Below are 21,535 nucleotides of genomic sequence, written 5' to 3' on the forward strand. Positions count from 1 at the left end.
GCCGGTCGGCTCAGTCCGTCGCGAGCGCACTCAGATCGAGGTCGACGACCACCGGGCGATGATCGCTGGCCGTCGCGACGTCGGCGTCGACGAGGTCGAGGCCCGGTGTACGACCAGTGATCAAGGGACTGGCGAAGATCGCATCGATCTGCTTGTGCGGTGCCTTCGCCGGATAGGTCGGGACCGACTCGCTCACCTGGGCAAGCCCATCGCTCAGCTCGGTCCACGCCGCATCGCCTGGCTCCTCATTGAGGTCCCCGCCCACCACGGCCGGCCGCCCGGCGGCCGTCGCAGCCGCACGTATGGCGCGGACATGTGGCAGCCGCTCGGAGCTGCGGAGCGGCAGATGCACGCTGGCGACGACCAACGACTCATGACCGGGCAGCCGCACCGTGGCCATCGCATAACCGCGTGGTTCATCGAAGATCCGCACCGGCAGCGTGGCGTGGTGCGCCTCCAGCAGATCCACCCGGAGGCTGGTCATCAGCGTCGTGCTCATCCGGCCGCGCGCACCGCCGAACCAGGTCAACCCCAACTCGTCGGCGAAACCGGCGAGCCGGTGACCCGACAACGGATGACGCGGAACCTCTTGCAGCAGAAGCACATCCGCATCGATGGCTCGAATGACCCGTGTGATCGCAGCGCGGTCGTCCTTGAAGATTCGCAGGTTGTACGACGCGACGCGCAGCACGTGCGATGAGCGTGTTTCCGTGGGCTGCGTCATACCCGACTCTCCTCCGAACGTGCCAGATCGGCCGCGCCGATGAACCCGGCTTCATTTCCCAGTCCGGCCGCGACGATGCGCGCCTCCGGACGATAACCTCGACCGGCGAGGTGCCGGCGGAACGCATCTCGAGCCGGCTCGAGCAGCAGGTCGCCGGCGGCGCTGACTCCCCCGCCGATGACGAACGCACCGGGATCGAAGGCATTGGCCAGGTTCGCGAGCCCGACGCCGAGCCAGGTGCCGATCTCGGCGAGCAATTCGGCCGCTGTCGGATCACCCGCCCGGGCGGCCTCGGTGATCATCGGCCCGCTCAACGACTGCGGATCACTGCCGACGGTCGCAGCCAGATCGTGCGCGAGCGGAGAGCCCGCCTGGATCAGCGAACGCGCCTCGCGCACAAGGGCATTGCCACTGGCGTACTGCTCCCAGCAACCCCGGTTTCCGCACTCGCAGCGGTGACCGCCGGGCATGACCTGCATGTGGCCGAACTCGCCGGCGATGCCGAAGCGACCGCGCTCGATGCGGCCGTTCAGCAGCACCGCGCCGCCGATGCCGGTCCCGAGATTGACCATCAGGACATGGGACTCACCCTGCACGCTGCCGAAGCGCCATTCCGCCCAGCATGCCGCGTTGGCGTCGTTGTCGACGAACACCGGCAGGTCGATCCGCTTGGCCAAGGCGTCGCGCAACGGCTCGTGCCGCCAGGACAGATGCGGCGCGAAGACAACGGTCGCCCGGTCGGCCGCCACGAATCCGGCAGCCCCGATGCCGATGGCGCCGACCGGCCGGTCGGCGAGTTCGAGCAACTCGTCGACGACGCTGACGATCATGTCCTCCACGACCAGCGGCTTCGTCGATCGATGCGGTGTGTCACGACGGGCACGCCGGGATACGGCGCCGGTGTCATCCACCAGACCACCGGCAACCTTGGTGCCGCCGATGTCGATGCCGATGGCAAGCGGGGTCTGCTCGTCGGCCGTTCTCGCCCCAGAGCCCGGGTGCACCCCGGCCTGGGTCACGCCTCGATCTCCATCGCCAGCATGGCAGCGCCGATGACGCCTGCATCGTTGCCGAGGGTGGCACCGGCGAATCCGGCCACCGGCAACTGGCCGAGGCCGGGCTGCTGCGCGCGGTATGCCGCACGCATCGGCTCCAGCAGCAGGTCCCCGGCGTCGGCCACGCCACCGCCGATGACGAACAATTCCGGGTCGCACACTGCCGACAACGACGCGGCTGCCTCGCCGAGCCAGCGGCCGAGATCCGCAAGGAGTCCGATCGCCGCCGGGTCGTCGGCCTTGGCGGCCTCTGTCACGTGCGAACCCCGCAGTGCGGCGACGTCGCCGTCGCACATCTGCGACAACACCGCTGCCTCAGGCGCGCCGGACTGCACGAGTTTCCGAGCAGCGCGCAGCAGCGCCGAGCCGCTGCCGTAGGCCTCCAGGCATCCCCTCTTGCCGCAGCCGCACGGCAGCCCGTCCGGCATGACGCGCAGATGGCCGATCTCGCCGCCGAACCCGAAGGCACCGCGGACAAGGTTGCCGTCATTGATGATTCCCCCGCCCACACCGGTGCCGACAGTCATCATGATCATGTCGTCGGCGGCCTTCCCACCGCCGTGCAGGAACTCGCCGTATGCCGCTGCGTTGGCATCGTTCTCGATCAGCACGGGCAGTTCGACCTGACTGGACAGCCGAGCCTTCAGCGGCTCGTCGCGCCACGCGAGGTTCGGCGCGAACAGCACGGTCGAGCCGACCTTATCGATGTACCCGGCGCACGCCACACCGACACCGGCAATGTGGTCGGCGCCCGCGGCGAGTTCGAGGATCAGATCCGCCGTGGTGTGGGCGATCGCGTCAGGATCCTGCGCGGGTGTGTCACGTCGCGCCCGGCGGACGATCTGTCCGCCCTGGTCGACCACACCACCGGCGATCTTGGTGCCGCCGATGTCGATGCCGATGCTGACCGTTGCCATCAGTCCTCTGCTCCTTGAACCGGTATGTCGACGCCCGCGTGCCTTTCGGCCGGGCTGTTGCTGTCGTGCGCCTGCGGGGTCTGTCCAGCTGCGGCATCGCGCCGGCTGGAGGCAACTTCGTGCAGGCTTCCCGACACCATGGCCAGCAGATCCGCAACCCGGTCGATGACATCGGGACGGATCGCCTGGACCAGTCCCGCGAGCCGGCAGACCGGACAGACACGGCATACAGCATCGAGTGCAGTGGCTTGACCGCACCCGCATCCGGGTTCTGGGGGCTCGTGCGCCTCCGCTCGTGGTGTCGACGACCCCTGACCCGCGGTGTCGTCACGCGCGGCATCGGCCGACCGATCGGCGTCAGCGTGTTGCGAGTGGGTGTCGGACACTCCTCCCGCCCAGGCGGCGAATGCCTCGGCGAGGCGAAGAGCCTCGGCAGCTACCGGACCGGCGCTGTCGCTCGGTGGAAGGTCGGTCAACGGTGGGCTCCTGCAGTCATCGGGTCGAAGGCGACCTCAAGCATGCCGTCCCGGAGTCTGGCGCGTGTGGGGTGGCACCGCCGAAGTGCGCTCGGCAGGGGCTTGAGCACCTGGTGACCGGCCGCACGCAACACCAGATCGTCGTCAACACGTTTGAGATCGAGTTCGTGAAAGCTCAGCAATGGCAGCGACATTCGCCATACATAACCATCCCCGACCGGCGACACGGTGACCGAGTGCGCGGTCGGTCGCACGAGCGTGTTGTATGTCGCAGGCGTGATCTCGGCATCGGCGTCCCCCACCGTGACCACGTCGACCGATCCAGCCGTCGTCACCAATGCGTCACGGTCACCGGGCCGACCCGCGAGCGCGCGTATCGGCACACCCGCCAGGGCAACACCGACGGCAAGACCGCGGAGCTTGCCGACCGCGCCCTGACCCCCAACAAGCACGCACCCTCCCGTGGTTCCGGCAACCGCTGCGCGCAGTGCCGTGGCACGCGAACCGGCGACCTGCAGACCGGCCGTGAGATCAGGCATGGACCTACTCCGGCCGAGGGCCGCCGCCAGCAACGGCCGTGCCGTGGCCAGCCAGCCAGGGCCGGCCTCACCCAGACGGCTGCAGATCCACGGCAGGGTCATGATCAGACGCGCGAGTTCTGCGACGGCAGGTCCGGCGTCGATCACCACGAGCCGATCGTCCGCGACGGGAACGGACCACAGCAGTCGCAGTTGCGCAGCGGTGGTCGTCGTGGCCAACTCGCCACCGAGCCGGGGGTCGATGCCGAAGGCGTCGAGCAGCGCGGCCAGACCGCCGGCGAATCGCTCACCGTCCTCCGGCTGCTCCGCGAGATGGTGTGCCGGTCGATCCGACTCGACGAAAGAGGTCTTCGCCGCCGCCCCGTATGCCGGGTCGAGGTCGACCACGGTGACCGTGCGACCGGCGAGCTGTCCGGCGCGCGCAATCGCCGCGGCGTAGGTGGAGACGCCGGACCCCCCGGTTCCTCCGACCAGCACGATCGTCGGCGGCATCAGCCTTCGGCGCGCTTCTTGAGACCCTTCAGCGCGGTGTCGATGATCATCTTCTCGGCTTTGCGTCGCAGCATGGCGATCACTGGAATCGTCACGTCGACGCTGAGCTCGTAGGTCACTCGGGTCGTGTCGCCGTCGGCGACGAGGCGGTAGACGCCATCCATCGCCTTTAAGATCGTGGACTTCACCAGATGCCACTCGACGGTCCCGGTGCCGTTCTCGACGACGTCCCACACGTAGGACAGCGTGTAGGTGTCCTTGATGACACCGGCGTCGAGTGTCAACTCGACCTGCTCGGGCCAACCGTCCTCGTCCTCGACCACGACCGTCGCGCTCTTGATCTGACCGGTCCACTCGGGGTACCCGTCGAAATCGGCGATCACGTCGAGCACCTTCGCTGGAGTCGCGTTGATGACCACGGACGATTGGGTGCTGTCAGCCATACCGGTGACCCTACCGGGATCATGGCCGTGTTAGCTCGGATCAACCCGCTCGCACACGTGACCGCAGGAACGTGGCGTACGCATCGCTCAGTCGCGGGATAGAGGTCGCAAACGCGCTGGCGAATGCGTCGGCAGACCTGGCGTCTGCCGCTCTCACAAATGAGGTGAACGCCGCCAGCCCGAATCGGTCGGCCAGGAAGAGGCAGTACGCATATGCGTACTGGTAGGCCTGCTGCGGATCCGCGGACGATCCGGAGAACTCGGCATCATCGGGCGGACCAGTGGGAACCTGACCCTTGGCGACAACAGTCGCGAGTTGTGGTGCCGCTGCGGCAAGACCCAGCCCGGTGGGCCGGTACGCCGTGTACTCCGCCGAGCCTTCGATCACCCAGTGGTGCACGCCCGTCAGGCCGCCCTGACCGAGCACCGCGTGGGTCAACTCGTGGGCGAGGACCACGACGACCCCCTCGGCAGTGACCTCGGTGGTCAACTGCGGGCTGATGACGATCAGGCGAGACGGGGTCGTCGTCGCGGCGATCTGCCCGGCCTCACCCGTGCCGCCACCCAGTGCCCGGAACTCGGTCAGCGTCTTCGGAGCCGCCAGCGTGAGGGGTGCGTGCGCCGCGACTGTCGGCTCTCCCCACACCTGGGACACCCAACCAACGGCCCGCTCCGCCGCCGTGAACAGCACCTGCAGTTGCGCAGCTGCAACGTCGCCGACCAGCGTCACGCGAGATCCGTGCAACACACGAGCACCAGGCATGCGCGCGGCGATGCGATCGGTTGCAGTCGCACCACTGCCTCCGGTGGCTGAGCCGCTCGCCCAGCTCCGATGTGTCGCCGTTGTCGACGAAGCACACCCTGCCAGCGCCGGCGAGGCGCCCATCGACAGCAGTGCTCGAAGGACGAGCCGCCGGTCGACGTGCTGCCGAAGCCAGCCGTCCCCTACGTCGAAACGCACCGGGAGAGCCGCTGCGGGTTCGTCGATCACCCGGTCGAACGTAGCGGACGCCAGGGTTCGATCCGGGCGGTGGCCCGGGCGGCCTCCCCGGCCGACACCATGCCGAGCGCGGCAAGTGCGTCCACCGCCGCACGTTCGTCGTCATCGAGCCGTAATTCCAGCGGTGCAAGCTGCAGCAGCGCTGTCACCATGCACTCCGCACAGTGGCGCTCGCGCACCGGGCAGCTGTCGCAGTCGATCTGCATCGGTCTCACCTCGTTCCGGAGTTCGGGCGGCCGACTCGGCCGCCGTCACGGACGACGCTAGGCGCGGGGTGTGACAACCACGTCACGCTGTCCACCACCGGCCTGCCCACCAAGTCGCTCGGCCCGGCCAAACCCTACGACCCGGGCGTCTATGCGGCTCTGGGCACGAAGGGAAGCAGCGGCACGATCACCGTGCGCGGGTCAAGTACAGGGTCCAGCTTCACTGTTCGCGCGGCCTTGCCCAAGAGCTGCGCCGGACTTCCGACCATCAAGCCGGTGGCGCCGACGTGGGGAGCCTCCGGCCCGCCCGTGGTCACCGACGGTCCGGCAGCCACCTCGGGCAATGACACCACCCTGATCCTCGCCGGAGCGGGCCTGGTTGTGGTGGGTGTCGCGTCCGCAGGCACCGGCCTTCGGATGCAGATGAAGCGTCGCCGCTGAGCGGACCGTCATGAGGGAACGCCCCGTCCGCTGGGTTCACAGCGGGTGGGGCGTTCCCTCATGACGCAGGCCAGTACTGCTGCGGTCCCTCGGCGCGGCGCGGCGGTGGTTGTCGTACCCGGGGCCTAGCGTCAGCGGCATGAGCACGACAGCAGCGATACAGGCGACCTTCGAGGACCTGGGCACGGCCCTCGCCGACGTCACGTTCGTCGTGCTCGACCTCGAGACCACCGGTGGCAGCGCCACAGACTCACGCATCACCGAGATCGGCGCGGTGAAGGTGCGGGCCGGCGAGCGCCTGGAGGAGTTCCAGACGCTCATCAATCCAGCGGAGTCGATCCCCGCCTTCATCTCCGTCCTGACCGGCATCACCGACCGCATGGTCGCAAGCGCGCCGCGCATCGAGTCTGCCCTGCCTGCCTTTTTGGAGTTCATCGGCGACTCGGTGCTGGTGGCGCACAACGCCGGCTTCGACATCACGTTCTTGAAGGTGAATGCCGCACGCCTCGGGCTGCCATGGCCCGGCAACAAGGTGCTCGACACGGTGCACCTGGCCCGCCAACTGGTCGGCCGCGACGAATCCCCCAACCACAAACTTTCCTCGTTGGCGCAGTTGTTCCATGCGGTGACCACGCCCGATCACCGTGCCCTGCACGATGCCCGTGCGACCGTCGACGTGCTGCACGGCCTCTTGGAACGGGTCGGCAATCTCGGCGTGCACACCCTGGAGGAGTTGCAGTCCTACTCGGCCCGCGTGTCACCGGGTCAGCGGCGCAAGCGTTTTCTTGCTGATCCATTGCCGTCGGCGCCGGGGGTCTACATCTTCAAGGACGACCACCAGCGACCGCTCTACATCGGCACCTCGGTCAACATCAAACGCAGAGTCCGCACCTACTTCACCGCAGCCGAGCAGCGATCCCGGATGGCTGAGATGGTCGGTTTGGCAGCATCCGTCACGCCGATCGTCTGCCAGACGACGTTGGAGGCCCAGGTCCGCGAGTTGCGCCTGATCGCGGAGCACAAACCGCGGTACAACCGTCGCTCACGTCATCCTGAGCGCGCCGTCTGGCTCAAGCTCACGGCCGAGGCATTCCCACGGTTGTCGATCGTGCGCGAGGTCCGTTGCGACCACGCCACGTATGCCGGCCCGTTTGGCTCGCGGGTTGCTGCCGAGGCGGCGATGGCGGCCGTGCACGAGGTGTTGCCGTTGCGGCAATGCACCAAACGCCTGTCGACACGGACGACGTCCTCCGCGTGCGCTCTCGCGGAGATGGGCCGATGCGGTGCACCCTGCACCGGTGCCCAGTCCGTCGACGACTACGCACTCATCGCGCGCTCGGCGGCACAGACCCTCGACGGCAGCGGCCGCGGCGTACTCGACGCACTGGACGAGCGACTGCGCGACCTGGCTGCGGGTGAACGCTTCGAGGATGCCAGCCTGGTTCGCGACCGGATGATCGCACTGGTGCGGGCGGCAGCACGCGCTCAGCGCATCCGCCCCTTGGCCGACAGTGCAGAGATCATCGCCGCGGCACCTCGGCCGACGGGTGGCTGGGAGTTCACCTGTGTGCGTTGGGGCCGCTTCGCCGGGGCCACCGTGGCTCCTCGCGGTGCCGACCCGCGCCCTTTCATAGAGGCCTTGCGCGCCTCCGCCGAAACCGTCGCCGAGCCGCAGAGCCCGGCACCGGCAGCATCGGCAGAGGAGACGGAGAAGATTCTCACCTGGCTCGACCAGCCCGGTGTGCGGGTGGTCGACATCGACGGCGTGTGGACCTGCCCGGTCGACGGTGCCGGTCAGGCCCAGGACGTCCTCGAACCCCTGTTGCGCTCACAACGTGACGTGGCCGGATTCAGCGAGGCGAGCGACTGGTCCGTCGCGTCACGCGCCGGCTGAGCCGACCGACCGTCATACGCTCTGTGTGCCGTCACCGCAACGATGGGCACCCTGCGGCACTAGGCTCTTGCCATGATTTCCGCGATTGTGATGATCAAAGCCGATGTGCACCGCATTCCCGAGGTCGCCGAGCAGATCGCAGAGATCGACGGCATCTCGGAGGTCTACAGCGTCACCGGCGACGTCGACCTCATCGCAATCGCCCGCGTCGCGCGGCACGAAGACTTCGCCGATGTCATCGCGGACCGCCTCAACAAGGTCGACGGCGTTCGCGACTCGCAGACGCACATCGCCTTCCGCACCTACTCCGCACAGGATCTGGGCGCGGCCTTCGCCATCGGTTTAGACGACTGATCCGTCCTGGGTGGCCCGCACCCACCGTTCAATGGCTCGTGCCGCAGCGCCGGAGTCGATCGACGCGCGCGCCTGCGCCATACCGCTGGAAAGCGCCTCGTCGAGCGAACCGTGAGATCCGAACCGGCCCGGGCCGTCTTCGAGTCCGACCACCGCGAGAGCCAACCCTGCGTTCAGGACGACGGCGTCGCGCACCGGGCCCCGCTCACCGGAGAGCAGCGTGCGCACCACCGCTGCGTTGTGAGCGGCGTCCCCGCCGCGCAGAGCGGCGATGTCGGCGAGTTGCAGGCCGTGCGCGCCCGGATCGACGACGTGGTCACTGACCTCACCTCCGCGCACCCAGCACAACGTCGAGGTGGTGGTGATCGTCGCCTCGTCGAGTCCGTCGTCACCGCGCACGACCACGGCATCCCGTCCCCGGTCGGCGAAGACACCCGCGATCAACGGGACCATGCGCGGGTCAGCAGCGCCGATGCAGGCATATCTCGGGCTGGCCGGGTTGGTCAGCGGACCGAGCACATTGAAGGCGGTGCGGATGCCGAGTTCGCTGCGAGTCGGTGCCGTATGCCGGAACGACGGGTGAAAGGTCTGCGCAAAACAGAAGGTGATGCCGGCCTCGGCCGCAACCCTCGCCACGTCCGCAGCGCTGAGATCCAGCCGGACACCGAGCGCTTCGAGCACATCAGCAGCGCCGGATTGCGAGGACGCTGCACGGTTGCCGTGCTTGACGATCGAGGCGCCGGCGCCCGCTGCGACGATCGCCGACATCGTCGAGATGTTGACCGTGTGCGCCCCGTCACCGCCGGTCCCGACGATGTCGAGAGTGACTCCGGGGACGCTGATGGGCACGGCGTGTCTGATCATCTCGTCGGCGAGGCCACGCAGTTCGGCGACAGTCTCGCCCTTGGCGCGCAACGCGACGAGGAAGCCGGCAATCTGCGAACCCGTCGCGGCTCCCGACATGATCTGGTCCATCGCCCACGACGTGTCTGAGGCGGCCAGATCGCGGCCGTCCAGCAGCGCGTTCAGCAGTCGGGGCCAACTGTTGTGATCGACCACGACGGGCCGGTCGTTCAGGAGGTGCGACCCCGACGGGCCAGGTCGGCGATCGCCGATCCCAGAGTCATCGGGTCGATGGGGTGCGGAACGGCAGCGTCGGCCTGCGACCAGGCCGCCAACCAGCCGTCAGCGGGTCGACCGGTGAGCACCAGGATGTCGGGGCAGTCGTAGATCTCGTTCTTCAACTGTTTCGCCAGACCGAGACCGCCGACCTTTGCCGCCTCGCCGTCGAGGATGAGCAGGTCGTAACGCTCCTTCTCGACCGCTTCGATGACGGCGTCGGCGGTCGCGCACTCGCGCCACGCCGCAATCTCGACGTCCTTCGCAGGTCGACGTCCAACCCCGACGCGCACCGCATCCCGGGTCGCGATGTCGTCGCTGTAGAGCAGGACGGTGATGGTGTGCGCTGTGCCGGTGCGGTCGCCGGTCGGAGACGCGACGGAAGAAGCTGTCATGCCCGGAATCCTACTTGTCCCATCGGGCACCAAACGCGGCAGTCGTCCGTTGTCAGAGGTGCGACGACGAGCGCGCCCCGGCATACCAGTCTGTGAGTTCCCATTCGAACCCGCGTGATTCCGGGCAGCGTTGCAGTGAAATGAAACTCGTTGGGGGGTCGCGCGCGCGCCGACGCCCCATTGGGTACATAATTCTGCGCGTGGCGACCGCAACTGCAGCTCATACGAGCAATCCCGGGATACCCGCCGGACACGGCCCGGTGACCCGGCCAAACATGACCGCCGTTGGCACCATGGTCTGGCTGTCCAGCGAACTGATGTTCTTCGCGGGACTCTTCGCGATGTACTTCACGATCCGATCAGTCGCCGGCGGCCTCTGGCACGAGCGCACGAATCACCTCGAGGTGACCTACGCCTTCTGCAACACACTGGTCCTGGTGATCTCCTCGGTGTGGTGCCAGATGGGCGTCTGGAAGGCTGAGCAGGGCCAGCCCTCGCGCACCGGCAAGCTGCTGCAGTTCAAGCAATGGGGTATGCGCGAGTGGTACGTCCTCGCCTACCTCTTCGGCGCGGTCTTCGTCTCCGGCCAGGTGCTCGAGTACTCCAACATGTTCGGGGACGGCATCTCGCTGAACTCCGACGCCTATGGCTCGATGTTCTATCTGACGACCGGTTTCCACGCGATGCACGTGACTGGTGGCCTCATTGCGTTCCTGCTGATCATCGGCCGTACGTTCACGGCCAAGAAGTTCTCCCACCACCAGATCACCGGCGCCATCGTCGTGTCCTACTACTGGCACTTCGTCGACGTCGTGTGGATCGCTCTGTTCGCCACGATCTACCTGCTGAAGTGATGCCGACACCGATGAGCGCCGCATCGCACCCCTCCGACGACAGGATCACCTCGTGACTTCCATCGCAGCCAAGCGCCGGCACCCCGCCGCGATCGCCGTGGTGCTGCTGCTCGGTCTGATCATCACAGGCGGGCTGTATGCCGCGTTCGCTCCCAAGGACGCCAGCGCTGCGCCGGACAACAGTCAGGCCATCGCGGCCGGCCACAAGCTGTTCCTGTCCAACTGCGCGACCTGCCACGGCCTCGAAGCCGCAGGCGGTGACGGCGGCCCGTCCCTCGTCGGTGTCGGCGCTGCGGCGGTCGACTTCCAGGTCGGCACCGGCCGTATGCCGCTCGCGAACCCCGGTGTGCAGGCGCAGCACGGAATCATCGTCCAGTTCAGCACGAACGAGATTTCCCAGCTTGCCGCCTACGTCGCTTCGCTGGCACCCGGCCCGGCGATCCCTCCCGCGGACCTCACCTCGGGTGGCGGTGACATCGCGAAGGGCGGTGAACTCTTCCGCGTGAACTGCGCCATGTGTCACAACTTCGCCGGCTCCGGTGGCGCCCTGACTCGCGGCAAGTACGCGCCTGACCTGATGGATGTGTCCGGAAAGCACATCTACGAGGCGATGCTGACCGGCCCGGAATCCATGCCGATCTTCAATGACGCGAACCTCAGTCCGCAGGACAAGAAGGACATCATCTCCTTCTTGATGAACGTCAAGACCGAGTCCAGCCCCGGCGGTTGGAGCCTGGGCAACCTCGGCCCGGTGCCGGAAGGTCTGTTCGCCTGGACCATCGGCATCGGCATGATGATCGCAGTCGCCGTCTGGCTCGGTAAGAAGGCCGCCTGATGATCGACGAGTCCGCAGAAGGAAAGCACGTGACCCACGCCGAGAACCACGGCTCTGCCGTCGGTTCGCATGACACGGTCGGACAAGCACCCGAGCGATTCGTGGACCCGGGCCTGCCGGCCCATGTCCACCGCCTCGGTGACACCGACGAGAAGGCCGCGCACCGCAGCGAGGTGCAAGTCGCGTCGCTGTTCGGCATTTCGATGGTGGCGACGGTCCTGTTCTGTGTCAGCTATTTCGCCATCGGTGAAGAGCAGTCGGTCACCCTGCCCATCGCAGGCAAGGTGGGAGCGCTGCACGTCGCACTCGGCGTCTCGCTGGGCGTGTCCCTGCTGTGCATCGGTCTCGGTGCGATCCACTGGGCCAAGACACTCATGTCCGACGAAGAAGTGGTCGAGGAACGCCACGAGCTGCGCACGTCCGACGAGGACCGTCAGGCCTTCGTGGAGACTCTCAACGACGGCATCGAAACCTCGCAGTTCAAGCGGCGTCCGTTGATCAAGTACACCCTGGGCGGCGCGCTCGGCATCTTCGCACTGCCGCTCGGCCTGCAGTTGGTGGGCTCGCTCGGTCCGACCGGCAGCAGCGTCGTCGAAGACCTGCGCACCACGTTGTGGGACACCGGGGTGCCTGTCCTCAACGCCAACGGCACTCCGATGATCGTCGACGGGAAGCCGGTCACCAGGCCGCGTCGGTTGATGCGCGACCCGGAGGGCACCGCCATACTCCTGTCCGACGTCACCCTCGGCTCGGTCTTCCACGTCCTGCCCGAAGGTATCAACGACACCGCGGAGCCGAACAACCAAAAGGTCAAGGCCGCCGTCATCCTGATCAGCCTTGAGAACAGCGAGATCAAGAGCGCCAAGGAGCGTGAGTGGGGTCTCAACGGTGTTGTGGCCTACTCGAAGATCTGCACCCACGTCGGTTGCCCGGTCGGCCTGTACGAGCACACCACGCACCACCTGCTGTGCCCGTGTCACCAGTCGACCTTCGACCTGAGTGAGGACTGCCGGGTGATTTTCGGACCGGCAAAACGTCCCCTTCCGCAGTTGAAGATCGAAGTGGATGACGCCGGTTACCTCTATGCGCCGCACGGTTTCGGACAACCGGTGGGCCCGAGCTTCTGGGAGCGTGGCTGATGAGCAGCAACTCCGGCGCTGAGTCGCTGCGCGCCAACGACAAGACCGGTGCACCCTCGGGTGACGGCGGTCCCATCGGTGGCGTCGCCAGCTGGGTCGACGAACGCACCGGCGCCGCCAAGGGCGTCCGCTACCTGATGAAGAAGGTCTTCCCCGACCACTGGTCGTTCATGCTGGGTGAGATCGCGATGTACTCGCTGATCATCCTGTTGATCAGCGGGACCTTCCTCACCTTCTGGTTCGTGCCCAGCATGGGCGAGACCACGTACACCGGCTCCTATGTGCCGTTGCGCGGCGTCCAGATGAGTGAGGCCTTCGCCTCGACGGTCAAGATCTCGATGGACATCCGTGGTGGTCTGCTGATGCGGCAGATCCACCACTGGGCGGCATTGATCTTCGTCGTCTCGATCGCGCTGCACATGTTCCGCGTGTTCTTCACCGGCGCTTTCCGCAAGCCGCGCGAGATCAACTGGATGATCGGCCTCATCCTCGCCCTGCTGGCGATGGTCGAGGGCTTCATCGGTTACTCGTTGCCGGACGACCTTCTGTCCGGCACCGGTATCCGCGCCATGCAGGGATTCATCCTGTCCATCCCGGTTCTCGGCACCTACATCAGCTACTTCCTGTTCGGTGGCGGCTTCCCGGGCGAGGACATCATTCCGCGCTTCTTCACCATTCACGTGCTGCTGCTTCCGGCGATCCTGGTCGGCTTGTTCACTGCTCACATCATCCTGGTGATGGTGCACAAGCACACCCAGTACCCCGGCCCCGGCCGCACGGACAAGAACGTCGTCGGCTACCCGATGATGCCGGTGTATGCCGCAAAGGCCGGCGGCTTCTTCTTCGTGGTCTTCGGTATCACCGCGCTGATCGCCGGCTTGGTCTCGATCAACCCGATCTGGATGTACGGCCCCTACGAGCCCACGATGGTGACCGCCGGCTCACAGCCGGACTGGTACATGGGCTTCGCCGACGGTGCGCTCCGACTTCTGCCGGGCTTCCTGGAATTCAACCTGTTCCATCGAACGTTCAGCTTCAACATCATGATCGGCGCAATCCTGCTGTTGCCGATCCTGTGGACGATCATGGGCGCGTATCCGTTCGTCGAATCCTGGGTGATCGGCGACAAGCGTGAGCACCACATTCTCGACCGTCCGCGCAATGCTCCGACCCGCACCGGGCTCGGTATGGCGGCGATCACCTTCTACGGCATCCTGTTTGCTGCCTGCGGCAACGACATCATTGCCGTGAAGTTCCAGTTGTCGATCGACGACATCACCCGAAGTTTCCAAGTCGGGTTGATCATCATGCCGCCGATCGTGTTCTGGGTGACCAAGCGGTTGTGTCTGTCGTTGCAGCGTCGTGACCGCGACCTGGTGCTGCACGGTCGGGAGAGCGGCCGTATCGTCCGCACCGCGGAGGGCCGATTCTTCGAAGCGCACGAGCCGCTCAACGAGTACGACCGTTGGCGTCTGGTGTCGTTCGAGGCGCACGAGCCGATCGCGTTGCCCGCCGGCACGGACGAGAATGGCGTGCGCAAGGCGACCGCTCGCAAGGATCGGCTACGCGCTCGGCTGTCGCACTACTACTTCAAGGATCGCATTGAGCCGGTCACCCCGCTGGAACTGGCCGCTGCCCACCACGACGGTCATGCACACGAGGCGATCGAGTCGCACCCTGACGAATCCGAGTCCGGTCACATGCACGGTGGCGCGGAAGAGCTCGGCGAGAGCCACGCGTACGGTCATCCCAGCGAGCATCAGCACGCCGACCGGCAGCCGTGACGTTCAACTGACTGAAGAAACATTCATCGGCCATGACCGCTGACCTGCTTCCGAGCAGCGTCGGCCGTCATGGCCGATGTGTGTCTCAGCCGTACCCGGCATCGCGGGCACGTGTCTTCCGCAGCTTTCCTTCGGGGCACGGCCTTGTGAGTCCTGCCCTCGCTTCGGAGACAGCGCGTTTCTCGCCTTCCGAAGGCCGCACTGGCCACGCCGACGCATCGACAAGGCGGGCGGCATACTCTCCACTCCCCCGCGGCGCCTGCCAGCCGCTTCTCCCGCACATGCCACCGGCCGGAGGCTGACGTCATGACACTGCACATGTCCGCCGCTGAATTCGACCACGCTGTCGACGACGCGATGGCCAGCATCCCCGAAGACCTGCTGAAGCAGCTCGACAATGTGGCCGTCCTGATCCAGGACGAACCCGATGCCGACATGCCGGGTGCACCCCACCTGCTCGGACTGTATGTCGGTGTCCCGTTGACGCAGAGGTCGTCCGGATACGGTTTCGGTAATCTGCCCGACCGGATCTACATCTTCAAAGGCCCACTCAGTCGGCAGGCCCACAACCGCACTGAACTGCTGCGCCAGATCCGCGTCACCGTTGTGCATGAGATCGGCCACTACTTCGGCATCGACGACGCTCGTCTGCACGAACTCGGCTGGGGCTGACTCACTCCCGCGCGATCGGCCCCCCGCACGTAACAGCACGCACGTGTAGATGCGGCGGGACGCCGTGTCTGGGAAGGATCGGCCCCGCACCTACAGCACGGACGTGTAGATGCGGCGGGACGCCGTGTCTGGGAAGGATCGGCCCCGCACCTACAGCACGACCGTCAGTTATCCGCTGTCGGTCGACGCCAGAACCCAGCTGAGCCTCCCACCACACTCGGTCAAGCACCTACCTCCACGAGATGTCGCGATGTGTCGAATGATGGCGACGTTTCTGACCAATGCGGACATCTCGTGTAGCTGGTTTCCGACCAGGATCGACATCTCGTGGTGACCGGCCACACGGACCGTGCACCCAGCCGGACCGTGCACTCACCCAGACCGTGCACCCACTTCTCGATCCTCGTGACCGGTGGTGGCCATCACAGCCACCCCGACGTTGCCGGTCGACAATGGCCGCTACCTCCACGAGATGTCGCGATGTGTCGAATGATGGCGACGTTTCTGACCAATGCGGACATCTCGTGTAGCTGGCGACGCCGCTTCCCGGACATCGCTCAGCCGGGCAACGAGGCCGTCTCGTCTGCTGGCGACGCCGCTTCCCGGACATCGCTCAGCCGGGCAACGAGGCCGTCTCGTCTGCTGGCGACGCCGCCTCCCGGACATCGCTCAGCCGGCGAACCAGTCCGTCGTCTTGCTCTGACATAAGGATGCTGCCCGGGAATCCCCTCTACGGGGTCCCAGGCAGCACCTGTATGACGTATGTCGCGCCTCAGATCGAGCTGTCTCCGTGGAAGTACTCGAACACCCAGCCGACAACGCACAAGGCGGCGAGCGGGACCGCGAGCATCACCAGCCACCAGCCGACGGCCAGGCCGAGGAAGAGCACCGCGCATGAGCCGGCCAGGAACAGCGGCCACCACGAGTGAGGGCTGAAGAAGCCGTAGTCACCCTCGACGTCGGAGATCTCCCCGTCAGGATCGTCGTCCGGGCGCAGGTCGATCTTGCGGCCGGTCCACCACATGAAGCTGCCGATCATCAGGCAGAGACCCGCAGTCAGGAACAGACCGACCACACCGACCGGCTCGTCACCGTGAGTGAAGTGCAGGTAGATCAGCGCCATGATGAGGCTGAAGGCGAACAGGATTCCGAACAGCTTGTATTCGATCTTCATCGCTGATCAGCATCCTTGTCGGTCGATCCGGCGGCCGTATCTCGGCGTGCCCCCAACTGCTCCAGTGTCTGCGCCGCTGGTTTGACCGACGCCGCGGCTGCCTCCGGGTGGTGCAGGTCGAACGCGGGGCGCTCGGAGCGGATACGCGGGATGGAGTCAAAGTTGTGGCGCGGCGGCGGGCACGAGGTCGCCCACTCCAGCGAGGCTCCGTAACCCCACGGGTCGTCGGTCTGGACCAGCGGAGCGGTACGCCAGGTCTTCCACACGTTGTAGATGAACGGCAGCATCGAGACACCGAGCAGGAAGGCTCCGATGCTGGAGATGTCGTTCATCCACTGGAAGTCGTCCTGCGGCAGATAGTCGGCGTAACGACGCGGCATACCCTTCACACCCAGCCAGTGCTGGATCAGGAATGTCGTGTGGAAGCCGATGAACAGCAACCAGAAGTGCAACTTGCCCAAGCGCTCGTCGAGCATCCGACCGGTGAGCTTGGGCCACCAGAAGTAGAAGCCGGCGAACATTGCGAAGACCACGGTGCCGAACACCACGTAGTGGAAGTGCGCCACCACGAAATAGGAGTCGGTCAGCGAGAAGTCCAGAGCGGGGCTGGCCAGGATGATGCCGGTCAGACCACCGAACAGGAAGGTCACCAGGAAGCCGAGCGACCAGAGCATCGGGGTCTCGAACGTGAGCGAACCGCCCCACATGGTGCCGATCCAGTTGAAGAACTTCACACCGGTGGGCACCGCGATGAGCATGGTCATGACTGCGAAGAACGGCAACAGCACCTGGCCGGTGGCGTACATGTGGTGGGCCCAGACGCTCACCGAGAGTGCAGCGATGGCGATTGTCGCGAAGACAAGGGTCTTGTAGCCGAAGATCGGCTTGCGGGAGAACACCGGCAGCACTTCGGAGATGATCCCGAAGAAGGGCAACGCGATGATGTAGACCTCGGGGTGCCCGAAGAACCAGAACATGTGCTCCCAGAGCATTGCTCCAGCAGTGGCCGGGTCGAAGACATGGGCTCCCATCACGCGGTCGGCGCCGAGTCCGAAGAGCGCGGCCGCCAGCACCGGGAAGACGATGAGCACCAGGATGGCCGTGATCAGCACCGTCCAGGTGAAGATCGGCATACGGAACATCGTCATACCGGGCGCACGCATACACACGATGGTGGTGATGAAGTTGACCGCACCCAGGATGGTTCCGAAACCTGCCAGGGCCAGACCGAAGACCCACAGGTTTCCACCGAGACCGGGGCTGTAGGTGCCATTGGACAGCGGCGCGTACGCGAACCAACCGAACGCGGCAGCGCCCTGCGGGGTGAGGAAGCCGGCCGAGGCAATGAGGCCGCCGAAGAGGTACAGCCAGTAGGCGAACATGTTCAGCCGCGGGAACGCGACATCCGGCGAACCGATCTGCAACGGCATCAAAGCGTTGGCAAAGCCTGCGAACAGCGGAGTCGCGAACAGCAGCAGCATGATCGTGCCGTGCATGGTGAACAGCTGGTTGAACTGCTCGGGGTTGTCGACGATCTGCAGTCCGGGCTCGACGAGCTCGGCGCGGATCAGCAGCGCGAGGACACCACCGACGAGGAAGAACGCGAACGAGGTGATGAAGTAGAGGTTGCCGATGACCTTGTGGTCGGTCGCGGTGATCCACTTGACAATGGTGCGACCGGGGTGACGGGTGCGCACGGTCGAAGCAGCACGCGGGCGACCGTAATCTCCGGCGTCACCGACGCGATGGGTGGTGGTGGTAGCCATCAGTTGGCTCCTTCGGTCACGACGTCGGACTGGTCGACGCCCGGCGGGAGGTACTGCTGCTGGTTGGGTTCGATCTGCGAGCCCTCACGCATCAGCGCATTGGACAGGAATCCGACCTTGCCCTCGGCGCGCAGTTGGTTCAGGTGAGCCTGGTAGTCGGCCTCGCTGACCACCTTGACGTTGAACAGCATCTGCGAGTGGTAGGCGCCGCAGAGCTCGGCGCATTTGCCCTCGAAGGTGCCGATCTGCGTCGGTATGACGTCGAAGCGGTTCACCTTGCCCGGAATCATGTCCATCTTCTGCAGGAACTGGATCACCCAGAACGAGTGGATGACATCCCGGGAGGTCAGCACGAACTCGACGCGTTGGTTCACAGGGAGGTACAGCGTCGGGATGGTGGTCTCCGGGTCCGGAGCGTTCATGTTGGCCTGCTGGCCGGCGTCGTAGACGTCGGCGTTGACGTAGTTGAAGTCCCACGACCACTGTTTGCCGACGACATTGATGATGACGTCCGGCTTCGGCTTCGTGTCGAGCATCTTGTTCTCGAGCTCGACGGTCTTGCCGAACAGCACGGCGACCATGAAGACGGGCACGACCGTGTAGAGGATCTCGATCGGCACGTTGTAGGCCAACTGCGGCGGCAGTCCGACGTCGGTCTTCTTGCGGCGGTAGCGCACGACGCAGTAGAGGATCAGGCCCCACACCAGGACACCGACTGCAAGAGCCCAGAGCCAGGTGGCCTTCCAGAAGGACGTGATCTGCGGCGAGATCGCCGTGACGCCCTTGGGCAGGTAGCCGCGCTCCTCGACCGGCGTGCAGCCGGAGAGCAGCATCGCACTGACGGCGATCAGGCCGGTGAAGGCAACTTTGCCCCGCCGCCGACGACTGGAACTGGAGTGGGCGCGACGCGTGTCTTCGACGCTGCGTTCATCTGATCCGGGCACGGGGAAACCGTACCCCAGGCTCGTTCGTTCACGTCGTTGGGGCTCGACCTTGGTTCCTGTCAATTTCGTTGTCCGGGACGAGGACTGGACGATCCGACGGCGTCCGTCGGCGCCATACCGCAGGTGTTGTGCACCTGGTGGCACGAGAAAGCCGCCGAAGGTAGTCCGAGCGGGGTATTTCTCGCACTCCGAGAGATGCCAGATGGTCGGTCGACCACTGCACGTCGATCATCCGATCGGGGTCGGCATCGGCGAAGACCACCTCCGCCGTCGCCCAGACCGCGACCTTGCCGGCGTCAGTCTCACGATGGAACATCGACTCCCCTGCGAACAGCCCGCCGATGGCTACGCCATACAGCCCGCCGACCAGATCTCCGACGCTGTTGCGCACCTCGACCGAATGCGCCCAACCCAGGTCGAAGAGCGTGCGATAGGCAGCTGCGATGTCCGTCGTGATCCAGCGCCCATCCCGTTGCGGATCCGCGCAGGCGGCCACGACCCCGTCGAAATCGTCGTCGAAACCGACGGTGAATCGGCGCCGGGACCGTCGCAACGACCGCGAGACATGGTGGTCCCCGCGCAGCAGCACCCCGCGATGCACGGGTGACCACCAGCCGATCGGCGGCGTCCCGTCGTCGCCGACGCCCATCGGGAACAGACCGGCGCGGTAGGCCGCCAGCAAAGTGCCGGGGAGCAGATCTGCACCGACGGCGATCAGGTCGGTGTCATCGGCCTGATCGGGCGACGGCAGGTGCCACCGCGTGCGGAGCGGTTCGACCGGCATCGATGACGTCGCGCGATGTCAGGCGGGCAGGTGGGGGCGTACCGCGGCCGCGGTGTCCTCGCCATACGCGGCGGTGAGCCGCTGCAGAAAGTCGTCCGGGCGCAGGACGTATTCCTGGGTGCCGACGGTTTCCAGGACGTAGGTCGCGAGCATCGAGCCCACCTCGGCGCAGGTGCGCAGGTCCAGCTCCCAGGTGAGACCAGCGATGAAACCGGCACGAAAGGCATCGCCGACGCCGGTCGGGTCGAGCCGGCGAACCTCGGCGGCCACGGGCACCTCGATCGGATCGTGGCCCTTGCGCTGTATGACGGCGCCTTCCTTGCCCCGGGTGATGACGCGGGTGCCGACCTCGTCGAGGATCTGCTCAGGGCTCCACCCGGTCTTCTGCTCGGTCATGTGGGCTTCGTATTCGTTGGTGAACAGATAGGTCGCGCCACTGATCAGCTCGCGGATGAACGGCCCGTCGGCGAAGGCGAGTTGCTGGCTCGGGTCGGCGATGAACGGGATGCCGCGCTGGCGGCACTCCATCGTGTGGCGACGCATGCCCTCGGGGTCGCTGGCCCCGATCAGCACCATGTCGAGGCCGCCCACCCGCTGGGCGACCGGCGCGAGTTCGATCTCGCGCGCCTCGCTCATGGCACCCGCGTAGAAGGTCGCGATCTGAGCCATGTCGTCGTCGGTGGTGCAGACGAATCGCGCCGTGTGCCGGGTCTGCGAGACGTAGACCGAATCGCAGTCGACGCCATGGCGTTCCAGCCAGCTGCGGTAGTCGGCGAAGTCCTCACCGACCGCGTCGACCAGGATCGGCCGCAGGCCGAGGTTCGCCATACCGAAGCTGATGTTGGCGGCGACACCACCGCGACGGATCTGCAATTCGTCGGCGAGGAAGGACAACGAGATCTTGTCCAGCTGATCGACGACGAGGGAGTCGGCGAACCGGCCCTTGAACGTCATGAGGTGGTCGGTGGCGATGGATCCGGTCACGGCGATCTTCATGAGTCGCCAGGCTAGTCGTCGGCGTCGCGCCTCCCCGGGCCGCCATCGTTCAGGCACCCGGATACAGGTCAGCGCACGGGACGAGGTCCCGTGCGCTGCCTGATGAAATCCGGGGGGGGTGCCGACCGCCTCGACACGCGAGGCGGGAGCCGGCCGATGCAGATCAGCTGAAGCTGTCACCGCAGGCGCAGGAGCTGCCGGCGTTGGGGTTGTCGATGGTGAAACCCTGCTTCTCGATCGTGTCAGCGAAGTCGATGGACGCGCCATCAAGGTAGGGCGCGCTCATCCGGTCGACGACGACCTCGACACCGTCGAAGTCGCGCACGAGGTCACCGTCGAGGGTGCGCTCGTCGAAGTAGAGCTGGTAGATCAGGCCCGAGCAGCCGCCCGGCTGCACGCCGACGCGCAGGCGCAGGTCGTCACGGCCTTCCTGTTCCAGCAGACTCTTGACCTTGCTAGCGGCGACGTCGCTGAGAATGACGCCGTGGGTCTCGGTCTCGGCCTGGGGGGTGTTGGTGTCGACGCTCATGCT

The 21,535-nt window shown here is 66.1% G+C and carries 24 protein-coding genes; 8 read left to right on the top strand and 16 right to left on the bottom strand.

Annotated elements, in window-relative coordinates; genetic code table 11:
* Positions 1–10: 10 nt before the first annotated feature.
* Genes BKA23_RS09040 through BKA23_RS09075 form a run of 8 tightly spaced genes read right to left on the bottom strand, consistent with a single transcriptional unit; the run spans position 11 to position 5,798 of the window.
* Positions 11–724: an endonuclease/exonuclease/phosphatase family protein gene (locus BKA23_RS09040; RefSeq protein ID WP_145227424.1), complete on the bottom strand. Its 714-nt coding sequence runs from the start codon at positions 722–724 to the stop codon at positions 11–13.
* Positions 721–1,743, bottom strand: coding sequence for an ROK family glucokinase (locus tag BKA23_RS09045; RefSeq protein WP_145227425.1), 1,023 nt, complete (start codon positions 1,741–1,743; stop codon positions 721–723). The genes BKA23_RS09040 and BKA23_RS09045 overlap by 4 nt, the downstream gene beginning before the upstream one ends.
* Complete coding sequence (locus BKA23_RS09050; RefSeq protein ID WP_145227426.1) at positions 1,740–2,696, bottom strand: ROK family glucokinase; 957 nt, start codon at positions 2,694–2,696, stop codon at positions 1,740–1,742. Before BKA23_RS09050 ends, BKA23_RS09045 begins: the two co-directional genes overlap by 4 nt.
* Entirely contained in the window at positions 2,696–3,172 is a 477-nt protein-coding gene (locus BKA23_RS09055; protein WP_145227427.1) for a hypothetical protein, read from the bottom strand. The genes BKA23_RS09050 and BKA23_RS09055 overlap by 1 nt, the downstream gene beginning before the upstream one ends.
* On the bottom strand, positions 3,169–4,203 hold the full coding sequence (locus tag BKA23_RS09060) for an ArsA family ATPase (RefSeq protein ID WP_145227428.1): 1,035 nt from the start codon (positions 4,201–4,203) through the stop codon (positions 3,169–3,171). The genes BKA23_RS09055 and BKA23_RS09060 overlap by 4 nt, the downstream gene beginning before the upstream one ends.
* The gene (locus BKA23_RS09065) at positions 4,203–4,646 is read right to left on the bottom strand and encodes an SRPBCC family protein (RefSeq protein ID WP_145227429.1); all 444 of its coding nucleotides are present in this window, start codon (positions 4,644–4,646) and stop codon (positions 4,203–4,205) included. Before BKA23_RS09065 ends, BKA23_RS09060 begins: the two co-directional genes overlap by 1 nt.
* 40 nt (positions 4,647–4,686) lie before the next feature.
* Positions 4,687–5,637 (bottom strand): gluzincin family metallopeptidase, encoded by a 951-nt coding sequence (locus BKA23_RS09070; protein WP_145227430.1) that lies wholly within the window; start codon positions 5,635–5,637, stop codon positions 4,687–4,689.
* Complete coding sequence (locus BKA23_RS09075; protein ID WP_170226299.1) at positions 5,634–5,798, bottom strand: hypothetical protein; 165 nt, start codon at positions 5,796–5,798, stop codon at positions 5,634–5,636. The genes BKA23_RS09070 and BKA23_RS09075 overlap by 4 nt, the downstream gene beginning before the upstream one ends.
* 12 nt (positions 5,799–5,810) lie before the next feature.
* Between BKA23_RS09075 and BKA23_RS17640 the strand changes: the two genes are divergently transcribed.
* The 3 genes from BKA23_RS17640 to BKA23_RS09090 all read left to right on the top strand — a co-directional run bounded on the left by BKA23_RS17640 (position 5,811) and on the right by BKA23_RS09090 (position 8,541).
* A complete protein-coding gene (locus BKA23_RS17640; protein ID WP_170226300.1) occupies positions 5,811–6,293 on the top strand; it encodes a hypothetical protein in 483 nt (160 codons plus the stop codon).
* Positions 6,294–6,432: 139 nt separating this feature from the next.
* The gene (locus BKA23_RS09085) at positions 6,433–8,187 is read left to right on the top strand and encodes a DEDD exonuclease domain-containing protein (RefSeq protein WP_145227434.1); all 1,755 of its coding nucleotides are present in this window, start codon (positions 6,433–6,435) and stop codon (positions 8,185–8,187) included.
* 72 nt (positions 8,188–8,259) lie between these two features.
* On the top strand, positions 8,260–8,541 hold the full coding sequence (locus tag BKA23_RS09090) for an Lrp/AsnC family transcriptional regulator (RefSeq protein WP_145227436.1): 282 nt from the start codon (positions 8,260–8,262) through the stop codon (positions 8,539–8,541).
* On the opposite strand, the gene trpD is transcribed toward BKA23_RS09090, so the two are convergent.
* Positions 8,530–9,600 carry an anthranilate phosphoribosyltransferase gene (trpD, locus tag BKA23_RS09095; RefSeq protein WP_246104537.1) on the bottom strand — a complete coding sequence of 357 codons (1,071 nt, stop codon included), beginning with the start codon at positions 9,598–9,600 and terminating at the stop codon, positions 8,530–8,532. The genes BKA23_RS09090 and trpD overlap by 12 nt on opposite strands.
* A gap of 14 nt (positions 9,601–9,614) precedes the next feature.
* Entirely contained in the window at positions 9,615–10,055 is a 441-nt protein-coding gene (locus BKA23_RS09100; RefSeq protein WP_145227440.1) for a response regulator transcription factor, read from the bottom strand.
* A 200-nt stretch (positions 10,056–10,255) separates the two neighbouring features.
* Between BKA23_RS09100 and ctaE the strand changes: the two genes are divergently transcribed.
* From ctaE to BKA23_RS09125, 5 genes are all read left to right on the top strand, one after another.
* Positions 10,256–10,909 carry a cytochrome c oxidase subunit 3 gene (gene ctaE, locus BKA23_RS09105; protein ID WP_484336726.1) on the top strand — a complete coding sequence of 218 codons (654 nt, stop codon included), beginning with the start codon at positions 10,256–10,258 and terminating at the stop codon, positions 10,907–10,909.
* A gap of 52 nt (positions 10,910–10,961) precedes the next feature.
* Positions 10,962–11,744 (top strand): cytochrome bc1 complex diheme cytochrome c subunit, encoded by a 783-nt coding sequence (qcrC, locus tag BKA23_RS09110; RefSeq protein WP_145227442.1) that lies wholly within the window; start codon positions 10,962–10,964, stop codon positions 11,742–11,744.
* Positions 11,744–12,883 carry a cytochrome bc1 complex Rieske iron-sulfur subunit gene (gene qcrA / locus BKA23_RS09115; RefSeq protein WP_145227444.1) on the top strand — a complete coding sequence of 380 codons (1,140 nt, stop codon included), beginning with the start codon at positions 11,744–11,746 and terminating at the stop codon, positions 12,881–12,883. Before qcrC ends, qcrA begins: the two co-directional genes overlap by 1 nt.
* Complete coding sequence (gene qcrB, locus BKA23_RS09120) at positions 12,883–14,667, top strand: cytochrome bc1 complex cytochrome b subunit (RefSeq protein ID WP_145227446.1); 1,785 nt, start codon at positions 12,883–12,885, stop codon at positions 14,665–14,667. Before qcrA ends, qcrB begins: the two co-directional genes overlap by 1 nt.
* Before the next feature lie 306 nt (positions 14,668–14,973).
* Complete coding sequence (locus BKA23_RS09125) at positions 14,974–15,339, top strand: metallopeptidase family protein (RefSeq protein WP_145227447.1); 366 nt, start codon at positions 14,974–14,976, stop codon at positions 15,337–15,339.
* A 772-nt stretch (positions 15,340–16,111) separates the two neighbouring features.
* Here BKA23_RS09125 and BKA23_RS09130 read toward each other — a convergent pair.
* The 6 genes from BKA23_RS09130 to BKA23_RS09155 all read right to left on the bottom strand — a co-directional run bounded on the left by BKA23_RS09130 (position 16,112) and on the right by BKA23_RS09155 (position 21,532).
* Positions 16,112–16,513 (bottom strand): cytochrome c oxidase subunit 4, encoded by a 402-nt coding sequence (locus BKA23_RS09130; RefSeq protein ID WP_145227448.1) that lies wholly within the window; start codon positions 16,511–16,513, stop codon positions 16,112–16,114.
* On the bottom strand, positions 16,510–18,279 hold the full coding sequence (ctaD, locus tag BKA23_RS09135) for an aa3-type cytochrome oxidase subunit I (protein WP_145227449.1): 1,770 nt from the start codon (positions 18,277–18,279) through the stop codon (positions 16,510–16,512). The genes BKA23_RS09130 and ctaD overlap by 4 nt, the downstream gene beginning before the upstream one ends.
* Positions 18,279–19,223: an aa3-type cytochrome oxidase subunit II gene (gene ctaC / locus BKA23_RS09140; protein WP_425473762.1), complete on the bottom strand. Its 945-nt coding sequence runs from the start codon at positions 19,221–19,223 to the stop codon at positions 18,279–18,281. Before ctaC ends, ctaD begins: the two co-directional genes overlap by 1 nt.
* A gap of 28 nt (positions 19,224–19,251) precedes the next feature.
* Positions 19,252–20,007: a leucyl/phenylalanyl-tRNA--protein transferase gene (aat, locus tag BKA23_RS09145; protein WP_145227450.1), complete on the bottom strand. Its 756-nt coding sequence runs from the start codon at positions 20,005–20,007 to the stop codon at positions 19,252–19,254.
* An 18-nt stretch (positions 20,008–20,025) separates the two neighbouring features.
* On the bottom strand, positions 20,026–21,003 hold the full coding sequence (locus tag BKA23_RS09150; RefSeq protein ID WP_145227451.1) for a carbohydrate kinase family protein: 978 nt from the start codon (positions 21,001–21,003) through the stop codon (positions 20,026–20,028).
* A gap of 163 nt (positions 21,004–21,166) precedes the next feature.
* A complete protein-coding gene (locus tag BKA23_RS09155) occupies positions 21,167–21,532 on the bottom strand; it encodes a HesB/IscA family protein (protein WP_145227452.1) in 366 nt (121 codons plus the stop codon).
* Between the last annotated feature and the right edge of the window lie 3 nt (positions 21,533–21,535).

Origin of the sequence: Rudaeicoccus suwonensis (genome assembly GCF_007829035.1) — a bacterium.
Lineage (GTDB): Bacteria > Actinomycetota > Actinomycetes > Actinomycetales > Dermatophilaceae > Rudaeicoccus > Rudaeicoccus suwonensis.